Below are 18,525 nucleotides of genomic sequence, written 5' to 3'. Positions count from 1 at the left end.
CGAACCTCCCCTGTTAGGAGAAGTCTAGCGCCATTACACTCGTGTTTGAAGTGCGCAGCTAAAGATCGCGTTCGCGCAGCTCGCGGCGTTCCCGGCTGTTCGGGAAGCGATAGAAGACGTGCACACCAATCTGACCGGTCTGAACCAGCGAGTCATTCCAGTGCGGATCAACCGCCGTCGTATGATAGTGCGTGGCGCGGCGGGTGCGCGGCGGCGCAAAGCCGATGGCGACGTGTTCGGCCACCAGTTGCGAGCGGCGCCAGGCGCGGCCACGCGGTGTCCGGCTCATCGAGCCATCGCAGGTAAAGCTGAACTGACAGCCTGTTGTCCGCTCGGACCCTTCATACACAACGCCGCAAATCGTATCCGGATAGACCCGGTGATTGACGCGGTTCATGATCACTTCGGCCACGGCAGTCTGCCCGGCAAAAGTTTCGCCGCGGGCTTCGTAATACACGGCCTCCGACAGGCAGTGGATTTCCGCCGCGTCAAAGCGGGCGCGCTGGATATGGGTGGCGTCAAACGTGCGCAGATCGGCACCGACCGGGCGCATCAGAACACGGGCCCCTTCCACTTCATCGGCAGCCAGCGACAGCGAGGCCGCACGCAAGCCATAAGGCGCGGACCAGCCCAGCAAATCCTCGAATTCGACATGACGGGCCGCAAGCTCGCGCCAGTAGGCGGCGTCATCCTGCGACTGCGCCCGCATGGCAGCCAGCGGCAGAAGCGCGGCGCAGAGCACCAGCGTCAGCACGGCAGCTGAAATCTTCGCAATACGCATCTGCGCATTGGTGAGTCGTGTTACGTCTGCAGTCATTCAAGCCCTGTTCCGGGTCACGGCATCCTCATCTATTCTATGCAATTAGATGACCAATCGCTGAATAGAGATAAGCTGAGGCGTGCGGTCGATTATAGCGGCCACCCGTCTGCGTCAATCATCTGTCACGATTACAAATGGGTCATTCAAGCCGGCATTTCAACACCGGCAAGTAATCACATCAAGGATTCAGAGACTTAAGCGCGAGCCTTCAGGGCCGCCTGTGCGGCCGCAAGTCGCGCAATCGGCACCCGGTATGGCGAACAGGACACATAATCAAGGCCGACCGAATCACAGAAATGAATCGATGCCGGGTCGCCGCCATGCTCACCGCAAATGCCCAGTTTCAGACCGGGGCGTGTGGCCCGGCCGCGCTCTGCGGCAATGCGGACGAGATCACCGACGCCGGACTGATCCAGTGTCACGAAGGGGTCTTTCTCGAAAATGCCCTGAGCAATGTAGTCCGGCATGAACTTGCCGGCATCATCCCGCGACAGGCCGAAGGTCGTCTGCGTCAGATCATTCGTGCCAAAGGAGAAGAATTCGGCTTCCTCGGCGATATCGTCTGCGCGCAGCGCCGCGCGCGGCAATTCGATCATCGTGCCAATCAGATAGACCGGCGCCTTGCCACTTTCAGAGGCCACTTCATCGGCGATTCTGGCGACGGCGGCTTTCAGGATGGAAAGTTCCTTGGCCGTGGCCACCAGCGGGATCATCACCTCGGCGACCGGCTTGATGCCGGTCTTTTTCTCGACATTGACCTGCGCCTCGAAGATGGCGCGCGCCTGCATTTCGTAGATTTCCGGGAAGGTAATGCCCAGGCGGCAGCCGCGATGGCCCAGCATCGGATTGGATTCCGACAGGGCTTCCGCGCGCTGCATCAACAGCGCGGCAGACAGGCCCGTCGCTTCGGCCACGGCGTGAACATCTTCCTCGGTATGCGGCAGGAATTCATGTAGCGGCGGATCGAGCAGACGGATGGTGCAGGGGCGCTCTTCCATGATCTCGAAAATGGATTCGAAATCGGCGCGCTGCATGGGCAGGATTTTCGCCAACGCGGCGACGCGGCCCATCTGGTCTTCCGCCAGGATCATCTCGCGCACGGCGGCGATCCGGTCCGCATCAAAGAACATGTGCTCGGTGCGGCACAGGCCGATGCCTTCCGCGCCGAACTCCTTCGCGGTCTGAACGTCGGCGGGGGTTTCGGCGTTAGTGCGCACCTTCATGCGGCGCGCCTTGTCCGCCCATTCCATCAGCCGGCCGAAATCACCGCTGAGTTCCGGCTTGATCATGTCGATCGCCCCGGCCAGCACTTCACCGGTCGAGCCATCAATGGTGATGAAGTCGCCGTCCTTCACCGTCCGGCCACCGGCGGTAAATTGCTTCGCGGCATAGTCGATGCGGATGCCTCCGGCACCGGAGACGCAAGGCCGCCCCATGCCACGCGCGACGACAGCAGCGTGCGAAGTCATTCCGCCGCGCGCCGTGACAATGCCCTGCGCCGCATGCATGCCATGAATGTCTTCCGGGCTGGTTTCAATCCGCACCAGAATGACCGGATCGCCCTTCTTGGCGCGCAATTCAGCCTCGTCGGAATCAAACACCACAATGCCCGCAGCCGCGCCGGGAGAGGCCGGCAGGCCGGTCGCCAGCACGTCGCGCACGGCGCTGTCGGCAATGGTCGGGTGCAGCAATTGATCCAGCTGGGCCGGATCAACGCGCATCACGGCTTCTTCCTCGGTGATCAGGCCGGATTCGGCCATATCGACGGCAATCTTCAACGCCGCCTTGGCGGTGCGCTTTCCATTACGGGTCTGCAGCATCCACAACCGCCCGCGTTCGACCGTAAATTCGATATCCTGCATGTCGCGGTAATGGCGCTCCAGAACATCGAACACCGCGGCCAGCTCGTTATAACTGTCCGGCAGGGCTTCCTGCATGGAGGGCTGGGCATCGCCCATTTCCTCGCGCATCTCCTGCGTCAGGCATTGCGGTGTGCGGATACCGGCGACCACGTCCTCGCCCTGCGCATTGATCAGGAATTCGCCATAATAGGCGTTGCGGCCCGTCGACGGATCGCGCGTGAAGGCCACGCCGGTGGCAGAGGTCTCGCCCATATTGCCGAATACCATGGCCTGGACATTGACGGCCGTGCCCCAGCTTTCCGGGATGTCGTGCAGCTCGCGATACTTGATCGCGCGCGCCGTCATCCAGCTATCGAAGACCGCGCCAATTGCGCCCTGCAATTGCTCGCGCGGATCGGTCGGGAAATCCCGGCCCAGCTCGTCGGCTGCGGCGCGCTTGTATTCGTCCACGATGACGACCCAGTCATCGGCTGACAGCTCGGTATCGAGCGAATAGTCATTCTCTTCCTTGAACGTCTCCAGGATCTCCTCAAAGATCGAGTGATCCAGTCCCAGAACGACGTCCGAATACATCTGGATGAAACGGCGATAACTGTCATAGGCAAAGCGCTTGTCGCCCGAGAGTTTCGCCAGACCTTCGGCGGTTTCATCATTCAGGCCGAGATTGAGGACGGTATCCATCATGCCGGGCATGGAGGCGCGCGCGCCGGACCGCACGGAGACGAGCAGCGGATTGGCCGGATCGCCAAACGCCTTGTCCGTCACGCTTTCCAGATTCTTCAGCGCCGCATCGATTTGCGCGTCGAGCTCGGCGGGATAGGCCTTGTTGTTTTCATAATAGGCGACGCAGACCGCCGTGGTGATGGTAAAGCCCGGTGGCACGGGCAGGCCCAGCTTGGCCATTTCCGCAAGGTTCGCGCCCTTGCCGCCCAGCAATTCCCGCTGGCTGGCATCGCCCTCGCTGGAACCGCCACCGAATGCATAGACCCACTTTGTCGCGCTCATTGCGTCGTCCCTTTTGTCTTCCCCCCTTCGAGGCATTCGTTCCGAATGCACCTCGCCGGAGAGGTAGAGCCAAATTTCTTTTCACCTCATCCTGAGGTGCCCGCGCCAGCGGGCCTCGAAGGAAGAGGGAAAAATTATCCCTCGATGCGGCCGAAATCGGCCACGCTGTGCGCCGCGGCCCGGATCGACGCCAGAAGGCGCAATCTGTTGCGGCGCAACATGTCGTCTTTATCGTTCACGGTGACTTTGTCAAAGAAGGCATCAACCGGTCCCCGCAGGGAAGATAGACCGCGCATCGCGCCGTCAAAGTCTTCCGCCTCAACCGAGGCCTGAATCGCCGGGCGCGCCTTTTCCAGCGCGGCAATCAGCGCCTTTTCCTCGGCTTCAACCGGGGCGTAACCGCCGTCGAGCTCGCCGTCGAACGCGCCCTCGCCATCGGTTTTTTCCTCGGCCTTGAGAATATTTGCCGCACGTTTGTAACCCGCCAGCAGCGCCTTGCCGTCTTCGGTATCGAGGAAGCCTTGCAGCGCCCGCGCACGGTCGGTGACGCGCACCAGGTCATCATCGCCGAGCGCAAACACCGCATCGATCACATCGTGCGAAATGCCATCATCCTTGAGGTGAACTTTCAGCCGGTCGGCGAAGAAGGAGATGATCGTCGGCAACATTTCATCCGGGAGCAGAAATTCCGCGATCTTTGCCTCGATAAAATCCGCAATGGCATCGGTACGATAAGTACCGTTCCAAACGCCATCGGCCTGCGAAATGACAATTTTTCCGGCGGCATCTCGACGCAGCTCATTGGCGTTTGCCAGATCAAGGATCGTAACCGCTTTGGCAGTCGTTCCTTCGAAATCATGATCAAAAGAATCGCTCTGCCAGTAGACGCTGCCATTTTTCCAAGAGGATTTAACAAGCATATCAAATGCCGAAACAATGGTGGCACCTAAATCCAGCCTGACTCCACATTCCAACAATATCCGAATAACCCCCAGCGCGGCGCGGCGCAGGGCGAACGGGTCTTTCGAGCCGGTCGGTTTTTCATCAATCGCCCAGAAGCCCACCAGCGTATCAAGCTTGTCGGCGAGCGCCACGGCGGCACTGACCGGCGCGGTGGGGACGGCATCGGAGGGGCCTTGCGGCTTGTAATGATCGCGGATCGCATCGGCGATTTCTGCCGGTTCGCCCTGCTCCAGCGCGTAATAGCGGCCCATTGCGCCCTGAAGCTCAGGGAATTCATAGACCATCTCCGACACCAGATCGGCCTTGGCGAGGCGCGCCGCGCGCTCGGCCATGTCCGGATCAGCGCCCACGGCGGGTGCCAGTTCGCGCGCCAGCGCGGCCACCCGCTCTACCTTGTCCGCCACACTGCCCAGCTTCTGGTGGAAGGTGACCTTGTCCAGCTGGGCCGCCATTTCCGACAGCGGCGTCTTGCGGTCATTATCCCAGAAATGCCGGGCATCCGAGAGGCGCGCCGACAAGACCCGCGCATTGCCTGCCGCAATCGCCACGCCGCCATCGGGCGCGTCCTGATTGGCGACCACGACGAAATTCGGCGCGAGGTCGCCCGTCTTGGGGTCGCGCACAGCGAAATATTTCTGGTGCGTCTTCATCGACAGCTGGATGACTTCCGGCGGCAGATCGAGAAAGTCCGGATCCATCTGCCCGAGCAGCGGAATGGGATGCTCGGCAAGGCCGGCGACTTCGGTCAGCAGTCCGGCATCCTCGATCAGTTCCAGACCGGCATCGGCGCAGACTTTCTTCGCGCCTTCGAGGATCAATTCCTCGCGGCGGTCGCGATCAATGAGGACATACCCCTCACCTTCCAGCTGGGCCTTGTAGTCGGCAAAATCCGTCACCGTGAACGGTCCCGGCCCATGCATGCGGTGACCTTCGGTAACATTCCCGGCCGTCAGGCCGAACACCTCAACCGGCACCACCTCGCCGCCAAACAGGCAGACAATGCGTTGCAGCGGGCGCACCCAGCGCTGGGTCTTGTCGCCTTCGCCAAACTTCATCGATTTCGGCCAAGGGAAATTCTTCACAATCTCCGGCACGACAGAGGCGATCACATCCGCCGTTTTCACGCCCGGCTTTTCAATCACGGCGACATAGAATTCGCCCTTCTTGTCCGACCGTTTTTCGCACTGATCGAGGCTGGAAATCCCCGCCCCGCGCATGAAGCCTTCCAGCGCTTTTTCCGGCGCGTCGGTGCGCGGCCCCTTGCGCTCTTCGCGTGTCGGTTCCGTCTCCTCGGGAAGATCATCAACGACAAGTGTAAGCCGCCGCGGCCCTGCGAAAGCTTTGACTGACCACCAGTCCGTGAAGTCCAATCCACGCGCTTTCATCTGTTGTTCGAACAGATTTACAAGCTCATGCTCTGCACGCGGTTGCATGCGCGCCGGGATTTCCTCGGAAAAGAATTCAAGCAGCAGCTGGGGCACGTTGTTCTGATCCTAACCCGCAAAGACTTTCTGGAAGGCCGGGCGCGACTGCACCGCCTTGATATAGTTTTCATAGCCGGGACGCATTTCGAACATGCCGAATTGTGTCGCCCAGCCCAGCGCACCGCCGATCAGCACGTCCGCCGCCGTAAACCAGTCGCCGAACAGATAGGGGTCGGCTTTCGCCAGGCGCGCATCCAGCACATCCATGACCAGTTCGACATTGCCCCAACCGGCCTGCTGGCGCTGGGTCTCGAATTTCAGCCCGGCCTGCATCATGGCCGGATCAATGCACGCGCTCTGATAGGCAATCCAGCGCAGATATTCACCGCGCCGCGGATCATCAATCGCCGGTGCCAGATCGTTTGGCGTTTTATATTTGTCGGCGAGGTAGATCGCGATAGCGGTCGTCTCGGTGACGATGGTGTCGCCATCCTTGATCGCCGGGATTTTCCCCATCGGATTGATCGCCAGAAATTCCGGCGTGCGCATCGAGCCGTCATCATAGGCGACCGGCCGAACCGTATAATCGCAGCCAATCTCTTCGAGCAGCCAGTGCGTCATCGCCGCCCGCGATTGCGGATTATGATAGAATTCGAGGCTCATGCCGCTTCTCCTTTTTGGGAATGGACCCACGCTTCTGCGCAGCCCTTGGCCAGTTCGCGCACCCGCGCAATCCAGCTGGCCCGCTCGGCCACCGAAATCGCGCCGCGCGCATCGACCAGATTGAACAGATGCGAGGCTTTCAGGCAGTAATCATAGGCCGGCAGCGGCAAGGGCTTGTCCAGCGATAACAAGGCCATGCATTGCTTTTCAGCGTCGGTGAATTGCCGCATCAGCATGTCGACATCGGCATGCTCGAAATTGAAGGCGGAATACTGGCGTTCGGCTTCCTGGAAGGTAAACATTCTCCACGCCCTGCAGATACATGGCGAGGCGTTCGAGGCCGTAGGTCAGCTCGCCGGAGACGAGCTCCACATCCATGCCGCCGACCTGCTGGAAGTAAGTGAATTGGCTCACTTCCATGCCGTCGCACCAGACTTCCCAGCCCAGCCCCCAGGCCCCGACCGTCGGGTTTTCCCAGTCATCCTCAACAAAGCGCACATCATGCAGCTTGCGGTCGATGCCGATGGCGTCGAGCGAGCCCAGATACAATTCCTGCAGATTGGCCGGGCTCGGCTTCAGCAGCACCTGAAACTGGTAATAGTGCTGCAAACGGTTGGGGTTCTCGCCATAGCGGCCATCCGCCGGACGGCGCGAGGGCTGCACATAGGCCGCTCGCCAGGGCTTTGAACCCAGCGAGCGCAGCGTCGTCGCCGGGTGCAGCGTGCCCGCGCCCACTTCGGTGTCATAGGGCTGCAGAATGGCGCAGCCCTGCTCGCCCCAATAAGCCTGCAGGCGAAGGATCAATTCCTGAAAGGACGGCGCAGCTTTTTTGCTCATGGAAATATCAGCCCCGACAGCCGGAAATCCGGCTCTGGATAAGTCGCGCGGACACTAGGAAAGCAGGGCCCGTCAATCAAGCAAGGATGGCGGTTGGAGCGGTGACTAGGGAATCTAGCTTTCGGTTTAATTTTCGCGCTGAATAATCTCTTTCCAGATTAAAATACCGATTATCGCGTCGACCTCGCATTTAACGCCAACTCCCAGTCGATCATAGTATTGGCTTCGCTTCCTGTGAAAAAATTCAACCGTCGCGGGCGAGGAATTCTGAATAATTTTTGGGTGGGAAATTAGATACTCAGCAAACAAGCAACCCAAAATCAAATCTTGAAATTTGCTTAGATTGTGAGGAATACACCGCCGCATTTCGGGAATGACACTCGAGGCTTCCGACAGAAATTCGTCGGGAACGCGTTTAAGCATCCAAAACCAGCGTTGGAATAACCAACCGTAAATCACCGCAACTCAACCCGGTCAGAACCGCGCAGGATGGACTCCGCCTCTGCGGTGTATTTCCGGTCAGATCCGTCATGCAGCACCAGTGGCGGCAAGAGCTTCATCGGACCGCGCACGCCCTTGCGGGCCGAGACCAGAATGCGCTTGGCCGGTTGATCGGCATAGGGCGCGACCGGTTTGACCACGACATCGCCGAACCACTTCTTCATCAGGATCAGAATGTCATCCAGACGGTCGGCGCGATGCACCAGCGTCACCCGCCCCTTGGGCATCAGCACTCTATTGGCCAGGCTGATCCAGGTTTCCAGCGGCACGCCCTGCCCCATATAGGCCGCCTGCTTCTGGAATTTCGGCGGCACCATTTTCTTCGGATCATCATAATAGGGCGGATTGAAAAACACCTGGTGCGCCAGACCCAGATGCCCCGGATTGGCGACATCGGCATGAAAGGCGACCACGCGATCCGCCCAGCCATTCGCCGCGATATTTTCATCCGCAAAGCCGAGCATGACGTTGTCTTTGTCAAAGCCCTGAAACCGGCTGACCTTGTTGTGATACGCCGCAACCAGCATCGCCGCGCCCGATCCACAGCCAAATTCCATACCGACATGTTCCGGTTTGAGGTCGATGGACGCGCCCAGAAGCACCGCATCCAGCCCGGATCGAAACCCGGCCTCGGACTGCCGGGCAATCACCTTGCCATCCAGCAGCGTGACCGGCTCAGTCATCGGGCAAATCGTCAAACGCCGCTTTCAGAGCGGATTTCGCCTGATGGGCTTCTTCATCAATCACCATGATCCTGCGTTTGATGAAAGGCACAGCTCCCGCATAGGCGCCGGCCGTTTCGCCATCCAGAACAATCGGTTCCAGCCCCGCCTGCCGCAAGACATTCTCGGCAAAGTTCAGCTCGACGGGATCATTCGTTCGAAAAACCTCGATCACGGACAGATCGCTCCTATTTGATGGGCTGCGACGATCAGCGCAGCGTTGCCAGCTTGCGGCAGTGTCCTCGCGTTTCTATTGTCGCTCAAGTCTAATGGGCCGTGGCTGTCGAAGGAAACCGGTTTGGATATCAGCGCAATTGCCAACCAGGCGCTTGAGCGCGCGGGCGAAGCAGTCGCGTCAAAGCCAAATGCTGCCGAGAAACTGGCGCGTCTGGCCGATGGCGAGATGAAGGCTGTGAATGCACTCATTCTCGAGCGCATGGGCAGCCCGGTGCCCCTGATTCCGAAACTCGCGAAATATCTGGTCGAGGCCGGCGGAAAGCGCGTGCGCCCGCTGGTCACCATCGCGGCGGCCAACATGATCGGCTATTCCGGCGAGGCGCATCTGAAACTCGCCGCCGCCGTTGAATTCATCCACACCGCCACCCTGCTCCATGACGATGTCGTGGACGAAAGCGATCTGCGCCGGGGCCGCAAGCCGGCCAATCTCGTCTGGGGCAATGCGCCCAGCGTGCTGGTCGGCGACTTCCTGTTTGCCCGCGCCTTCATGCTGATGGTGGATGCCGGCTCGATGGCAGCGCTGAAATCGCTGTCGCAGGCCTCCAGCATTATCGCCGAGGGCGAAGTCCGGCAGCTCGCCGTCAAGGGCGATATCGATGCCACGGTCGGCTCCTATATGGAGATCATCGAGGCCAAGACCGCCGCCCTCTTTGCCTCTGCTGCCGAAGTCTCCGCCATTGTTGCCGGCCGCCCGGCAGAGGAAATCGCCGCACTCGACACTTATGGCCGCGAACTCGGTCTCGCTTTCCAGCTGGTCGACGACGCGCTGGATTATGGCGGTCTCGCGCAGGCACTGGGCAAGAATACGGGCGATGATTTCCGCGAAGGCAAGGTCACCCTGCCCGTCGTTCTGGCGCTGCAAAAGGGCGATGACAGCGAAAAGCGCTTCTGGGCGCGCGTCATGTCCGAAGGCGAGCAAACCGACGCTGATTTCGAGACCGCGCTCGAATTGCTCCACAAGCATGAGGCGCTGAAATCCACGCTGGCCACCGCCGAGGACAAGGCCCGGACGGCTCAGGCGGCACTGGCGATTTTCCCGGACAATGAGTGGAAGACCGCGTTGAACGATCTCGCCGAATTCGTGGTGCAGCGCGCCAGCTGATCAGGATTTCAGATCCATCCCGGCTTTTGCCGCCTTGCGGCGGATCAGCGTATGCAGGGCGGTCAGCACAAGAACCATCGCACTGAAGGCGGCAAAGGGTGCAGGTCCGCCCAGCGCCTTCGCGCCAATCGCCAGCCCGACGCAAAGCATCGAAATCGCGAAATAGGCCAGCGCAACATGCCAGTGCGGCCAGTCCATCCTGACCAGCAATTGATAGGCATGGGTCCGGTGCGGGCTCAGGAAACCGATCCGGTTTCTGACCTTGCCAACGAGGGTCAGCAGCACGTCCGCCAGCACGGGCAGGATCAGCAGCGGAAACAGCCAGATATCGGTCGGCGCTTCAATAAGCTGCAACCCGGCTACGGCCACGATGGCGCCAATGGCCAGCGAGCCGACATCACCCAGAAACAGATAGGCTTTCGGCACATTGAAGATCGAAAATCCGACAAGGCCCGCGGCCAATGCAAATCCTGTAATCGACGTCACACCGACACCGATCACGCCCAGCCCCAGCCCCACCGGAATGAAAATGGCGACGATCAGCCCGTCCGATCCGTCCATGAAATTGGTCGCATTCGCGGCCACGAATATCCAAAGGACCGCGCCCGCAAACCCCGCCAGCCAGGGCAGCGCGAGGGCCATATCCGGCGTGATCCCGATGGCGGCCACCGGCCCGGTCAGCCAGACCAGAAGACTGGACAGCGCAATAATGATGACAAATTTCAGCCGCGTACCCAGCGCCAGAAGATCATCGCCCATCCCCAGAAGGCCAAAGCCCAGCGCGGCCAGCGCGAGGGGCCGCACCTCCTGCCCCATCCACATCGCCAGCATCAGGCCCAGACCGATCGCGGCCAGAATACCCAGCCCGCCGCCACGCGGCGTCGGCCGGGAATGACTGGAACGATGATTGGGGTGATCCAGCACACCGGCCCGCTTCACCAGCCAGCAAACGCCAAGTGAAAGGGCAAAACAGCAGAGGATCAGCACCGAGCTCATGCGGGCGTTATCGCCGAAGCGCCTGAAAAGACAACCGGCTGAACAAGCCAGTCCGGATGTTCAGACGTCAACCGGGCCGCTGCTACATCCCGTTCTGCCGCCGCCGGGTAGATCGCAAAACATGTTGCGCCGGAGCCGGACATACGGGCCAGATCTGCCTCATCCGCCGCCCCCAGCGCTGTCAGCACATCGCGAATGACCGGCTGAACCGACATTGCGGCATCAGTCAGATCATTCGTGGCCGCGCGAAGCGATTCGAGGATTGGCGCACGGCCTGTGTCCGCCGTCGGCCGGAATGCGGCACCGGTACCGGCAGGCATTGTGTCAAACGCCAAAAAAACCGGCCCGGTCGCCACCGGCAGACGCGGATTGACCAGCAGGGCGTGAAAATCCGGCCAGGCGTCGATAGGACGAATCCGTTCGCCGCGCCCCGTCATACGCAAGGGCTGTGACCAGACACAGGCCGGCACGTCAGAGCCGATTTCCGCTCCGATCCCGGCCAGCATGTCCAGCGGCCAATCCAGCTCCCAGAGCCGGTTGAATGCGCGCAAGGCGGCGGCCGCATCGGCCGAACCGCCTCCCAGCCCGGCCCCGGCGGGAATATGCTTTTCCAGTGTGATCTGACCGGCCGGTTCGCATCCGGCGGCGTTCGCCAGCGCACGGGCCGCACGGATGACAAGATTGTTCTCTCCGGCAGACAAGCCGACCGCTTCCGGACCACTGATATGCAAGGAGAGTTCGTCTGCTGGCGCAACGCTCAGCTGATCTCCCCAATCAGCAAAAACAACAATGGAATCGACAGGATGATAGCCATCCTCGCGCAAGGCACCGACGCGCAGGGCAAGATTGACTTTTGCCGCCGCAAATTCCCGGATCAAGGCGTTTCGGACGCCGCGTCCGCGACCCTCATATCGGCCAACTCGGGTGTTTCCCCGGCCAGACGCGCCATCAATCCGATGCGCTCATCCTCATCTGGGTTGAGCCCGAGCGCACGCTCCCACTGGAAGCGCGCTTCCAGTTCGCGGCCAACCTGCCAATAGGCATCGCCCAGATGATAATTGATCGTCGGCGCTTCCGGCGACAACTCGACCGCGCGCTCCAGATGCTGGACCGCCAACTCGTAATTGCCCTGCACATAATGGGCCCAGCCGAGACTGTCGATAATATGACCCTGATCCGGTGAAATCGACGCCGCCCGCTCGATCATGTCGAAGGCCTCGGCGATATTCATGTCGCGGATGACCCACATATATCCCAGATAGTTGAGCACTTCGGCTTCGTTGGGAGAGATCATCAGCGCCGACTGGAAATCAGCTTCCGCCTGCGCCCAGCGGCCGGTTTGTTCATAGCACATGGCCCGGAAATAATAGTATCGCCAGTCCGGCACCAGGTTTTGCGCCTCGCGGGCTTCCAGAGCGCGCGTGTACAATTCTGCGGCCAGCGTGAATTGTCCCGAAGATCGAAGCAGGTCGGCATAGACCAGCTGGGCCTCCACCGCACCGGTCTCGTCGGAAATCTCGCGCGCTTCGGCCAGCGCCGTGTCCAGATCACCTTGCGTGGCCCGCAACCAGATGCGGTCGATATCGGCGGGCAGGCGGAACGGGCCTTCGGGAACCGAATTATAGGCCTCGATGGCAGCATCCGACAGTCCGGTATTTTCCAGCGCCCCGGCCAGCAGCATGGCGGCGGGTGCATAATCGGGATCGAGACGATTGGTCAGACGCAGATAGACAACAGACAGATCGATTTCGGCTTGAGAGGCGAGCGCCGCAGACGGGCCGAAAAGGGACCGGGCTGCCGCCTGGCGAATCGTCATCGGACGCGGCATCCGCCGTGTCTCGGCGGCGATGCGCCGGGCCTCGGTAACGCTGCGCTCGATCGGATTCTGGCGCAGATAATTTTCATACAACTCGATGGCGTCGTCCCGGCGGCGTTGCCGCAGCAGGAAATCGCCATATTGAACCACAGCAATCCGGGTGAAAGGGCTTTCGCTGATCGCCGCCTGATAGGCCGCATCCGCCGCAGCGTCATCGCCGGCATAATCCGCCAGCAAAGCGCGGTGCATGGTCAGGAAGGCGGCCGCATATCCCGGCACGGACGCCGATCGGGCGCGGATCAATGCACCGTCGATATCGCCACTGCCCGCGCGGGCCCAGTCGGACATCAGGGACGCGATAAATTCGTTGAACGGACCCAGCTGCTCGGCATCCAGCCAGTCTGCCGCCTCGCTATAGCGTTGCTCGGCGATGGAATCGGCGGCCAGGAAAATCCGCGCGAGCCGCGTTTCATCTCCCGACAGGGCCGAAACCCGCGCCGCAGTGATGGCCGTCTCATCATCGCCCGACAAAACGGCCGAAAGGAAGGTCCGCTCCGCAAGTATGGGACTGTCCGGCTCCAGCTCCCAGGCGGTGGCATAATAATCAGCCGCGCCCTCGGCATCGCGTGACGTGCCGGCGACCCGCCCGGCGAGAAACGCGCCATAAGAGGACACGCCCTCATCTTCGGCATCGGCAAAGGGCGAGGACGGGTCAGAAGCCGTTGTCTGACAGGCCGTCAGGGCCAGTGCAGACATCCCGGCAAGCAGGAAAAGAGAGAACTTCATACCGTCACGATACGCCTTACATTGCGACACACAAGCCGGACCGGCCTACATGTTGGAGTAGATCGGTCCCTGCCCGCCTTCCGGCGTGGTCCAGTTGATATTCTGGTTCGGATCCTTGATGTCGCAAGTTTTGCAATGGACGCAGTTTTGCGCGTTGATAACAAACGACATTTCACCGGACTTTTCATCCTCGACCCACTCATACACACCTGCCGGACAATAGCGCGCCGACGGCCCGGCATAGACCTCCAGCTCGCTGGATTTCTGCAGCGCCATGTCCGCCACCTTCAGGTGGACCGGCTGATCTTCTTCATGATTGGTGTTGGAAATGAAGACGGATGACAGGCGGTCAAAGGTCAGAACGCCATCGGGTTTGGGATAATCGATCTTCTTGTGCTTGTCGGCCGGCTCGAGTGATTCCGCGTCGGTCTTGCCGTGGCTCATCGTGCCGAACAGCGACAGACCGCCAAGGATGTAGTTCATCCACATATCCATGCCGCCCAGCATGACGCCGAAGAAAGTGCCGAATTTCGACCAGAGCGGCTTCACATTGCGGACCAGCTTGAGATCCTTTGCGACCCAGGACGAGTCATAGTCGGACTGATAGCCACTCAGCTCGTCGCCCTCGCGGCCAGCCTGCACCGCTTCGAAAACGCGCTCGGCCGCCATCATGCCGGTCTTCATGGCGTTATGGCTGCCCTTGATACGCGGCACGTTTACAAAACCGGCTGAACACCCGATCAGCGCGCCGCCCGGGAAGGTCAGCTTGGGAACCGACTGGAATCCGCCCTCGGTGATCGCCCGCGCGCCATAGGAGAGACGCTCGGCCCCGTCGAACAGATCGCGAATTTGCGGATGGGTTTTGACCCGCTGGAATTCCTCGAAGGGCGAAATATACGGGTTCTTGTAATTCAGGTGCACGACATAGCCGACCGACACCAGATTATCGCCCCAGTGATAGAGGAAAGAACCGCCGCCCGTCTGGTTATCCAGCGGCCAGCCCATTGTGTGCTGGACCGTGCCCGGCTTGTGATGTTCCGGTTTTACTTCCCACAATTCCTTAAGGCCAATGCCGAATTTCTGCGGTTCCTTGCTGTTCACCCAACCATTTGCAGACCGCCCCGAGCGAGCCGGTATAGCAGCCATGATTGGTCATGAAGGGCGGAAAGGCGAAATTCGGAAAGCGGAAGCTGGAATGCTCTGACAGGGCGAGGAAAATATCGTCCTTCACTTCTGTTTCCAGCGGGCAGCCTTGCTCGCGCCAGTCCGGGATCAGCTCATTGAGGGCTTTCGGGTCCATGACAATGCCGGACAGGATGTGAGCGCCCACTTCGCCGCCCTTTTCCAGAACGGCGACGGAAATCTCCGCGCCCGCCTCGGCCGCCATTTGCTTCAACCGTATGGAGGCGGACAGCCCGGCCGGCCCCGCCCCGACGATGATGACGTCATATTCCATCGACTCGCGCTGAACGTCGTCTGACATGTTGTGCTGCTCCTTGCCCCGCAGTGCTTCGCTTTCTCTATGATCTGTCATAGCTTAGCTGTTCATATTCAGCTAGGGCACATTACGTGTCCGATCCAGCCGAAAGCCGCATGTTTCCGACGATGCCCGAAGCCGATACTCGATCCCGCGCCCTGAAAGCCCTCACCGGCTGGTGGGAGGATATGGGAATCGAGGCCGAGCTGGCGCCGCCGGCCAAACCCAAACGCCTCGCCCCGGCCGCCGCGCCCGAGCGGCCGCCGCGCGACCCGCTGCAAACGCCGCAAAAACCCGCGATTGCCACGCCTCAGGCCGCGCAGGCCGCCGGTTTCGGAACGCCCGATGGTGATCCGGAAGAGGCCCGCAAGGCGGTCGCCAGGGCCAGCACGCTGGATGAATTGAAGGCCGCCATCGAAGCCTTCGACGGCTGCGCCCTGAAGCGCACGGCGCGCAAGACCGTCTTTGCGCGGGGTAATCCCGAGGCCGCCATCATGATTGTCGGGGAAGCCCCGGGCCGCGATGAGGACGAACAGGGCAAGCCCTTCGTCGGCAAGGCGGGCCAATTGCTCGACCGGATGATTCGCGCCTCCGGCCTCGATCCGGAAACCGACGTCTATATTTCCAATGTCCTCAACTGGCGCCCGTCCGGCAATCGCACGCCGTCCACCGAGGAAACCGCCATCTGCCTGCCGCTGATCGAGCGTCATATCGCATTGGCGAATCCGAAAATCCTGGTCTTTGCCGGAGGCGTCTCGGCGCAAGCGCTGCTCCGCGCCACGACCGGCATCATGAAATTGCGCGGCCGCTGGTCTGAATATCGCGTCAAGGACGCCGACGGCGAAGCTGGCGAGCACATCCCCGCCATGCCGATCTTCCACCCGGCCTTCCTCCTGCGCCGCCCGCAGGAAAAAGCCCGCGCCTGGCGCGACTGGCTGGAAGTGGTGAAGAAGGTGGAAGGGGTTTAACCCCCTCACCCTGACCGCTCATCGCTTCGCGAATTCGCGCTCTTCCCTCTCCCTCGAGGGAGAGGGAAAGGGTGCGAGCCCGTCGGGCGAAGCGCCCGAGGGTGAGGGGGTACAAAGCGCGACAAACCTGATTGGCCGGCATTGACTGTAAGGCCTTTTATGTTCGCAGATTTTCTGCGCGCTCTTACACCGTCATCCCTGCGAAAGCAGGGAACCAGAGCGACATTGGCGACAAATAAATCCATGCGCGCAATCGGCGCAGCGGTGACACTCGCGGCTGGTTGGCTCAGGGCGTGCCGGTGGAAATTGCGGAACTGGGTCCCTGCTTTCGCAGGGATGACGGGAATGTGGATATCAGCGCCACTCGTTCTTGATTTGTTCCATTATTAGGAACATAATCCTGACATGTCGAAAGCCCCCCGCACCCCGCCCTGCCTGAATTCGTCGACCGACCTGACCGGCGATCCCCTGCCCCAGCCCTTGCAGCCCAGAGGCAGAGGGGCGCGGTCCAATCGCAGCAATCGCTTCGAGGACAAGGCCTATGAGCCCTTCGATGATGGCTGGCGCGAAACGGACCCCGAACCGGGACAACTGCGCACCGTCACCCTGATCGATTCCGCGCGTACCATCATCACCCGGAACACCTCGCCGGACATTTCCTTCAACCAGTCGATCAACCCCTATCGCGGCTGCGAGCATGGCTGCGTCTATTGCTATGCCCGCCCCAGCCACGCCTATTGGGGCTATTCGCCCGGCCTCGATTTCGAGAGCGTCATCTTCAAGAAGCCCGAGGCGGCACGCCTCCTGGAGCGTACCTTCCTCGACCGGCATTACCGGCCCGAACCCATCGTCATCGGGGCCAATACCGATTGCTATCAGCCGATCGAACGGCGCGAGGAAATCACCCGCGACATCCTGAAAGTCTGCGCCGCCTTCAGCCACCCGGTCAGCGTCATCACCAAATCCGCCCTGATCCTGCGCGATCTGGACATCATTGCCCCCCTGGCCAGGAAGGGATTATTCCGCGCCGCCATTTCCATCACCACGCTGGATCGCAAGCTGGCGCGGGATATGGAGCCCCGGGCGGCGACGCCCTCACGGCGGCTGGAAACCGTGCGCTCGCTCAGCGAGGCGGGCGTCCCCGTCACTGTCATGGCAGCGCCGATGATCCCGGCCCTCAATGATCGCGAGCTGGAAGCCATATTGAAAGCCTCCGCCGAGGCCGGCGCGATCTCGGCTGGCTATGTGCTCCTGCGGCTGCCAATGGAGATCAAGGGCCTGTTCAAGGAATGGCTGGCGACCACGCGTCCGGATTCAGCCTCGCATGTCATGTCGCTGGTGCGCCAGACGCGCGGCGGCGAAGAATATGATTCTGCCTATGGCAAACGCCAGCGCGGAGACGGTCCCTATGCCCGCCTGCTCGCCAACCGTTTCCGCCGCGCGATAGAACGCTATGGCCTGAAGACACGCGGTCCGGGCCTGCGCTGTGACCTCTTCGAACGGCCCCTCGCCCGCGGCAATCAGGGGAGTTTGTTTTGAACCCCTCACCCTCGAAAACCGGTCACTATCGTATCCGATTTTCTCTTCCCTCTCCCCTTTCGAAGGGGAGAGGGTAAGTGGGCGAAATCGCGAAAGCGATGAGAGCGCTGGGTGAGGGGTTTTTACACATGCGCCAATCAGGCTAGCTAGGTCACATGGAAAAAAGGCACACCATCGCCGGGATAGACGAGGCCGGCCGGGGCCCGCTGGCGGGGCCGGTGGTGGCGGCGGCCGTGATATTGCGGGAGTCTATCGACGGGCTGAACGATTCCAAGAAGCTCAGCGAGAAACGCCGGATCGCTCTGGCGCACGAAATTCGCGAAACCGCCCTCTTCGGCGTCGGTATTGCCGAGCCCGAGGAGATTGACCGCATCAACATCCTGCAGGCGACGATGACCGCCATGCGCCGGGCGGCCGTCAATCTGGGCGAAGTGCCAGCCGAATTCCTGATCGACGGCAATCGCACGCCCGATCATCTGCCGGCTCCGGCCAGATTTATCATCGGCGGCGATGCGCTCGAGCCGGGCATTTCCGCAGCCTCCATTGTCGCCAAGACCGTCCGTGATGACCTGATGATCCGCGCCGCCGAGCGCTGGCCTGCCTACGGGTTTGAGGGTCATAAGGGCTATGGGGCCCGCACGCATCTGGATGCGATTGCCACCCACGGCCCCTGCCCGATCCACCGGATGAGCTTCTCGCCCATGCGACAACCTGCATTCGTTTAACCGCCCGTTAGGCCCGAGGCGCGATTCTGGGCCTCAACAAGGTTAATTCGGGTGGAGTAAAGCAGTGACCAGCAAGCTGCCA

General features: G+C 61.0%; 13 protein-coding genes and 2 pseudogenes. 4 read left to right on the top strand and 11 right to left on the bottom strand.

The features are described 5' to 3' along the window. Positions 1-58 precede the first annotated feature (58 nt). From P0D52_RS03710 to P0D52_RS03680, 7 genes and pseudogenes are all read right to left on the bottom strand, one after another. Positions 59-817 carry a cell wall hydrolase gene (locus P0D52_RS03710; protein ID WP_394694095.1) on the bottom strand — a complete coding sequence of 253 codons (759 nt, stop codon included), beginning with the start codon at positions 815-817 and terminating at the stop codon, positions 59-61. Between the two features lie 197 nt (positions 818-1,014). Then, positions 1,015-3,687, bottom strand: a complete 2,673-nt coding sequence (ppdK, locus tag P0D52_RS03705; RefSeq protein ID WP_394694094.1) for a pyruvate, phosphate dikinase — start codon at positions 3,685-3,687, stop codon at positions 1,015-1,017. A 134-nt stretch (positions 3,688-3,821) separates the two neighbouring features. Then, on the bottom strand, positions 3,822-6,131 hold the full coding sequence (gene glyS / locus P0D52_RS03700) for a glycine--tRNA ligase subunit beta (protein WP_394694093.1): 2,310 nt from the start codon (positions 6,129-6,131) through the stop codon (positions 3,822-3,824). Positions 6,132-6,143: 12 nt separating this feature from the next. Next, on the bottom strand, positions 6,144-6,737 hold the full coding sequence (locus tag P0D52_RS03695; protein WP_394694092.1) for a glutathione S-transferase family protein: 594 nt from the start codon (positions 6,735-6,737) through the stop codon (positions 6,144-6,146). After that, positions 6,734-7,574 (bottom strand): annotated as a pseudogene (locus P0D52_RS03690) (glycine--tRNA ligase subunit alpha). Before P0D52_RS03690 ends, P0D52_RS03695 begins: the two are co-directional and overlap by 4 nt. A gap of 455 nt (positions 7,575-8,029) precedes the next feature. After that, entirely contained in the window at positions 8,030-8,758 is a 729-nt protein-coding gene (locus P0D52_RS03685; protein WP_394694091.1) for a tRNA1(Val) (adenine(37)-N6)-methyltransferase, read from the bottom strand. After that, positions 8,751-8,972 (bottom strand): DUF2007 domain-containing protein, encoded by a 222-nt coding sequence (locus P0D52_RS03680; RefSeq protein WP_394694090.1) that lies wholly within the window; start codon positions 8,970-8,972, stop codon positions 8,751-8,753. The genes P0D52_RS03685 and P0D52_RS03680 overlap by 8 nt, the downstream gene beginning before the upstream one ends. Before the next feature lie 228 nt (positions 8,973-9,200). Between P0D52_RS03680 and P0D52_RS03675 the strand changes: the two genes are divergently transcribed. Beyond that, positions 9,201-10,136: a polyprenyl synthetase family protein gene (locus P0D52_RS03675; RefSeq protein WP_394694758.1), complete on the top strand. Its 936-nt coding sequence runs from the start codon at positions 9,201-9,203 to the stop codon at positions 10,134-10,136. Here P0D52_RS03675 and P0D52_RS03670 read toward each other — a convergent pair whose 3' ends face one another. The 4 genes and pseudogenes from P0D52_RS03670 to P0D52_RS03655 all read right to left on the bottom strand — a co-directional run bounded on the left by P0D52_RS03670 (position 10,137) and on the right by P0D52_RS03655 (position 15,217). Beyond that, positions 10,137-11,132, bottom strand: a complete 996-nt coding sequence (locus tag P0D52_RS03670; protein WP_394694089.1) for a glycosyltransferase family 4 protein — start codon at positions 11,130-11,132, stop codon at positions 10,137-10,139. Then, the gene (locus P0D52_RS03665; RefSeq protein WP_394694088.1) at positions 11,129-12,010 is read right to left on the bottom strand and encodes a 4-(cytidine 5'-diphospho)-2-C-methyl-D-erythritol kinase; all 882 of its coding nucleotides are present in this window, start codon (positions 12,008-12,010) and stop codon (positions 11,129-11,131) included. Before P0D52_RS03665 ends, P0D52_RS03670 begins: the two co-directional genes overlap by 4 nt. Continuing rightward, on the bottom strand, positions 12,007-13,734 hold the full coding sequence (locus tag P0D52_RS03660) for a tetratricopeptide repeat protein (protein WP_394694087.1): 1,728 nt from the start codon (positions 13,732-13,734) through the stop codon (positions 12,007-12,009). The genes P0D52_RS03665 and P0D52_RS03660 overlap by 4 nt, the downstream gene beginning before the upstream one ends. Before the next feature lie 45 nt (positions 13,735-13,779). Beyond that, positions 13,780-15,217, bottom strand: a pseudogene (locus P0D52_RS03655) (electron transfer flavoprotein-ubiquinone oxidoreductase). A gap of 86 nt (positions 15,218-15,303) precedes the next feature. Here P0D52_RS03655 and P0D52_RS03650 point away from each other — a divergent pair. The 3 genes from P0D52_RS03650 (at position 15,304) to P0D52_RS03640 (ending at position 18,443) form a co-directional block, all read left to right on the top strand. After that, entirely contained in the window at positions 15,304-16,179 is an 876-nt protein-coding gene (locus tag P0D52_RS03650) for a uracil-DNA glycosylase (protein ID WP_394694086.1), read from the top strand. A 405-nt stretch (positions 16,180-16,584) separates the two neighbouring features. Then, complete coding sequence (locus P0D52_RS03645; RefSeq protein WP_394694085.1) at positions 16,585-17,718, top strand: PA0069 family radical SAM protein; 1,134 nt, start codon at positions 16,585-16,587, stop codon at positions 17,716-17,718. A 155-nt stretch (positions 17,719-17,873) separates the two neighbouring features. Beyond that, positions 17,874-18,443, top strand: a complete 570-nt coding sequence (locus P0D52_RS03640) for a ribonuclease HII (RefSeq protein ID WP_394694084.1) — start codon at positions 17,874-17,876, stop codon at positions 18,441-18,443. Positions 18,444-18,525 lie beyond the last annotated feature (82 nt).

The sequence above is a fragment of the Hyphobacterium sp. genome, from assembly GCF_043584775.1.
Taxonomy (GTDB): Bacteria; Pseudomonadota; Alphaproteobacteria; order Caulobacterales; family Maricaulaceae; genus Hyphobacterium.
The sequence above is the reverse complement of the archived record's forward strand: the minus strand, read 5'-3'. Positions and strand labels throughout refer to the sequence as shown.

Coding starts and splice junctions, on each gene's coding strand:
- P0D52_RS03710 (WP_394694095.1), bottom strand. CDS start 817: ATGACTGCAGACGTAACACGACTCACCAATGCGCAGATGCGTATTGCG.
- ppdK (WP_394694094.1), bottom strand. CDS start 3,687: ATGAGCGCGACAAAGTGGGTCTATGCATTCGGTGGCGGTTCCAGCGAG.
- P0D52_RS03695 (WP_394694092.1), bottom strand. CDS start 6,737: ATGAGCCTCGAATTCTATCATAATCCGCAATCGCGGGCGGCGATGACG.
- P0D52_RS03685 (WP_394694091.1), bottom strand. CDS start 8,758: ATGACTGAGCCGGTCACGCTGCTGGATGGCAAGGTGATTGCCCGGCAG.
- P0D52_RS03675 (WP_394694758.1), top strand. CDS start 9,201: ATGAAGGCTGTGAATGCACTCATTCTCGAGCGCATGGGCAGCCCGGTG.
- P0D52_RS03670 (WP_394694089.1), bottom strand. CDS start 11,132: ATGAGCTCGGTGCTGATCCTCTGCTGTTTTGCCCTTTCACTTGGCGTT.
- P0D52_RS03660 (WP_394694087.1), bottom strand. CDS start 13,734: ATGAAGTTCTCTCTTTTCCTGCTTGCCGGGATGTCTGCACTGGCCCTG.
- P0D52_RS03645 (WP_394694085.1), top strand. CDS start 16,585: ATGTCGAAAGCCCCCCGCACCCCGCCCTGCCTGAATTCGTCGACCGAC.
- P0D52_RS03640 (WP_394694084.1), top strand. CDS start 17,874: ATGGAAAAAAGGCACACCATCGCCGGGATAGACGAGGCCGGCCGGGGC.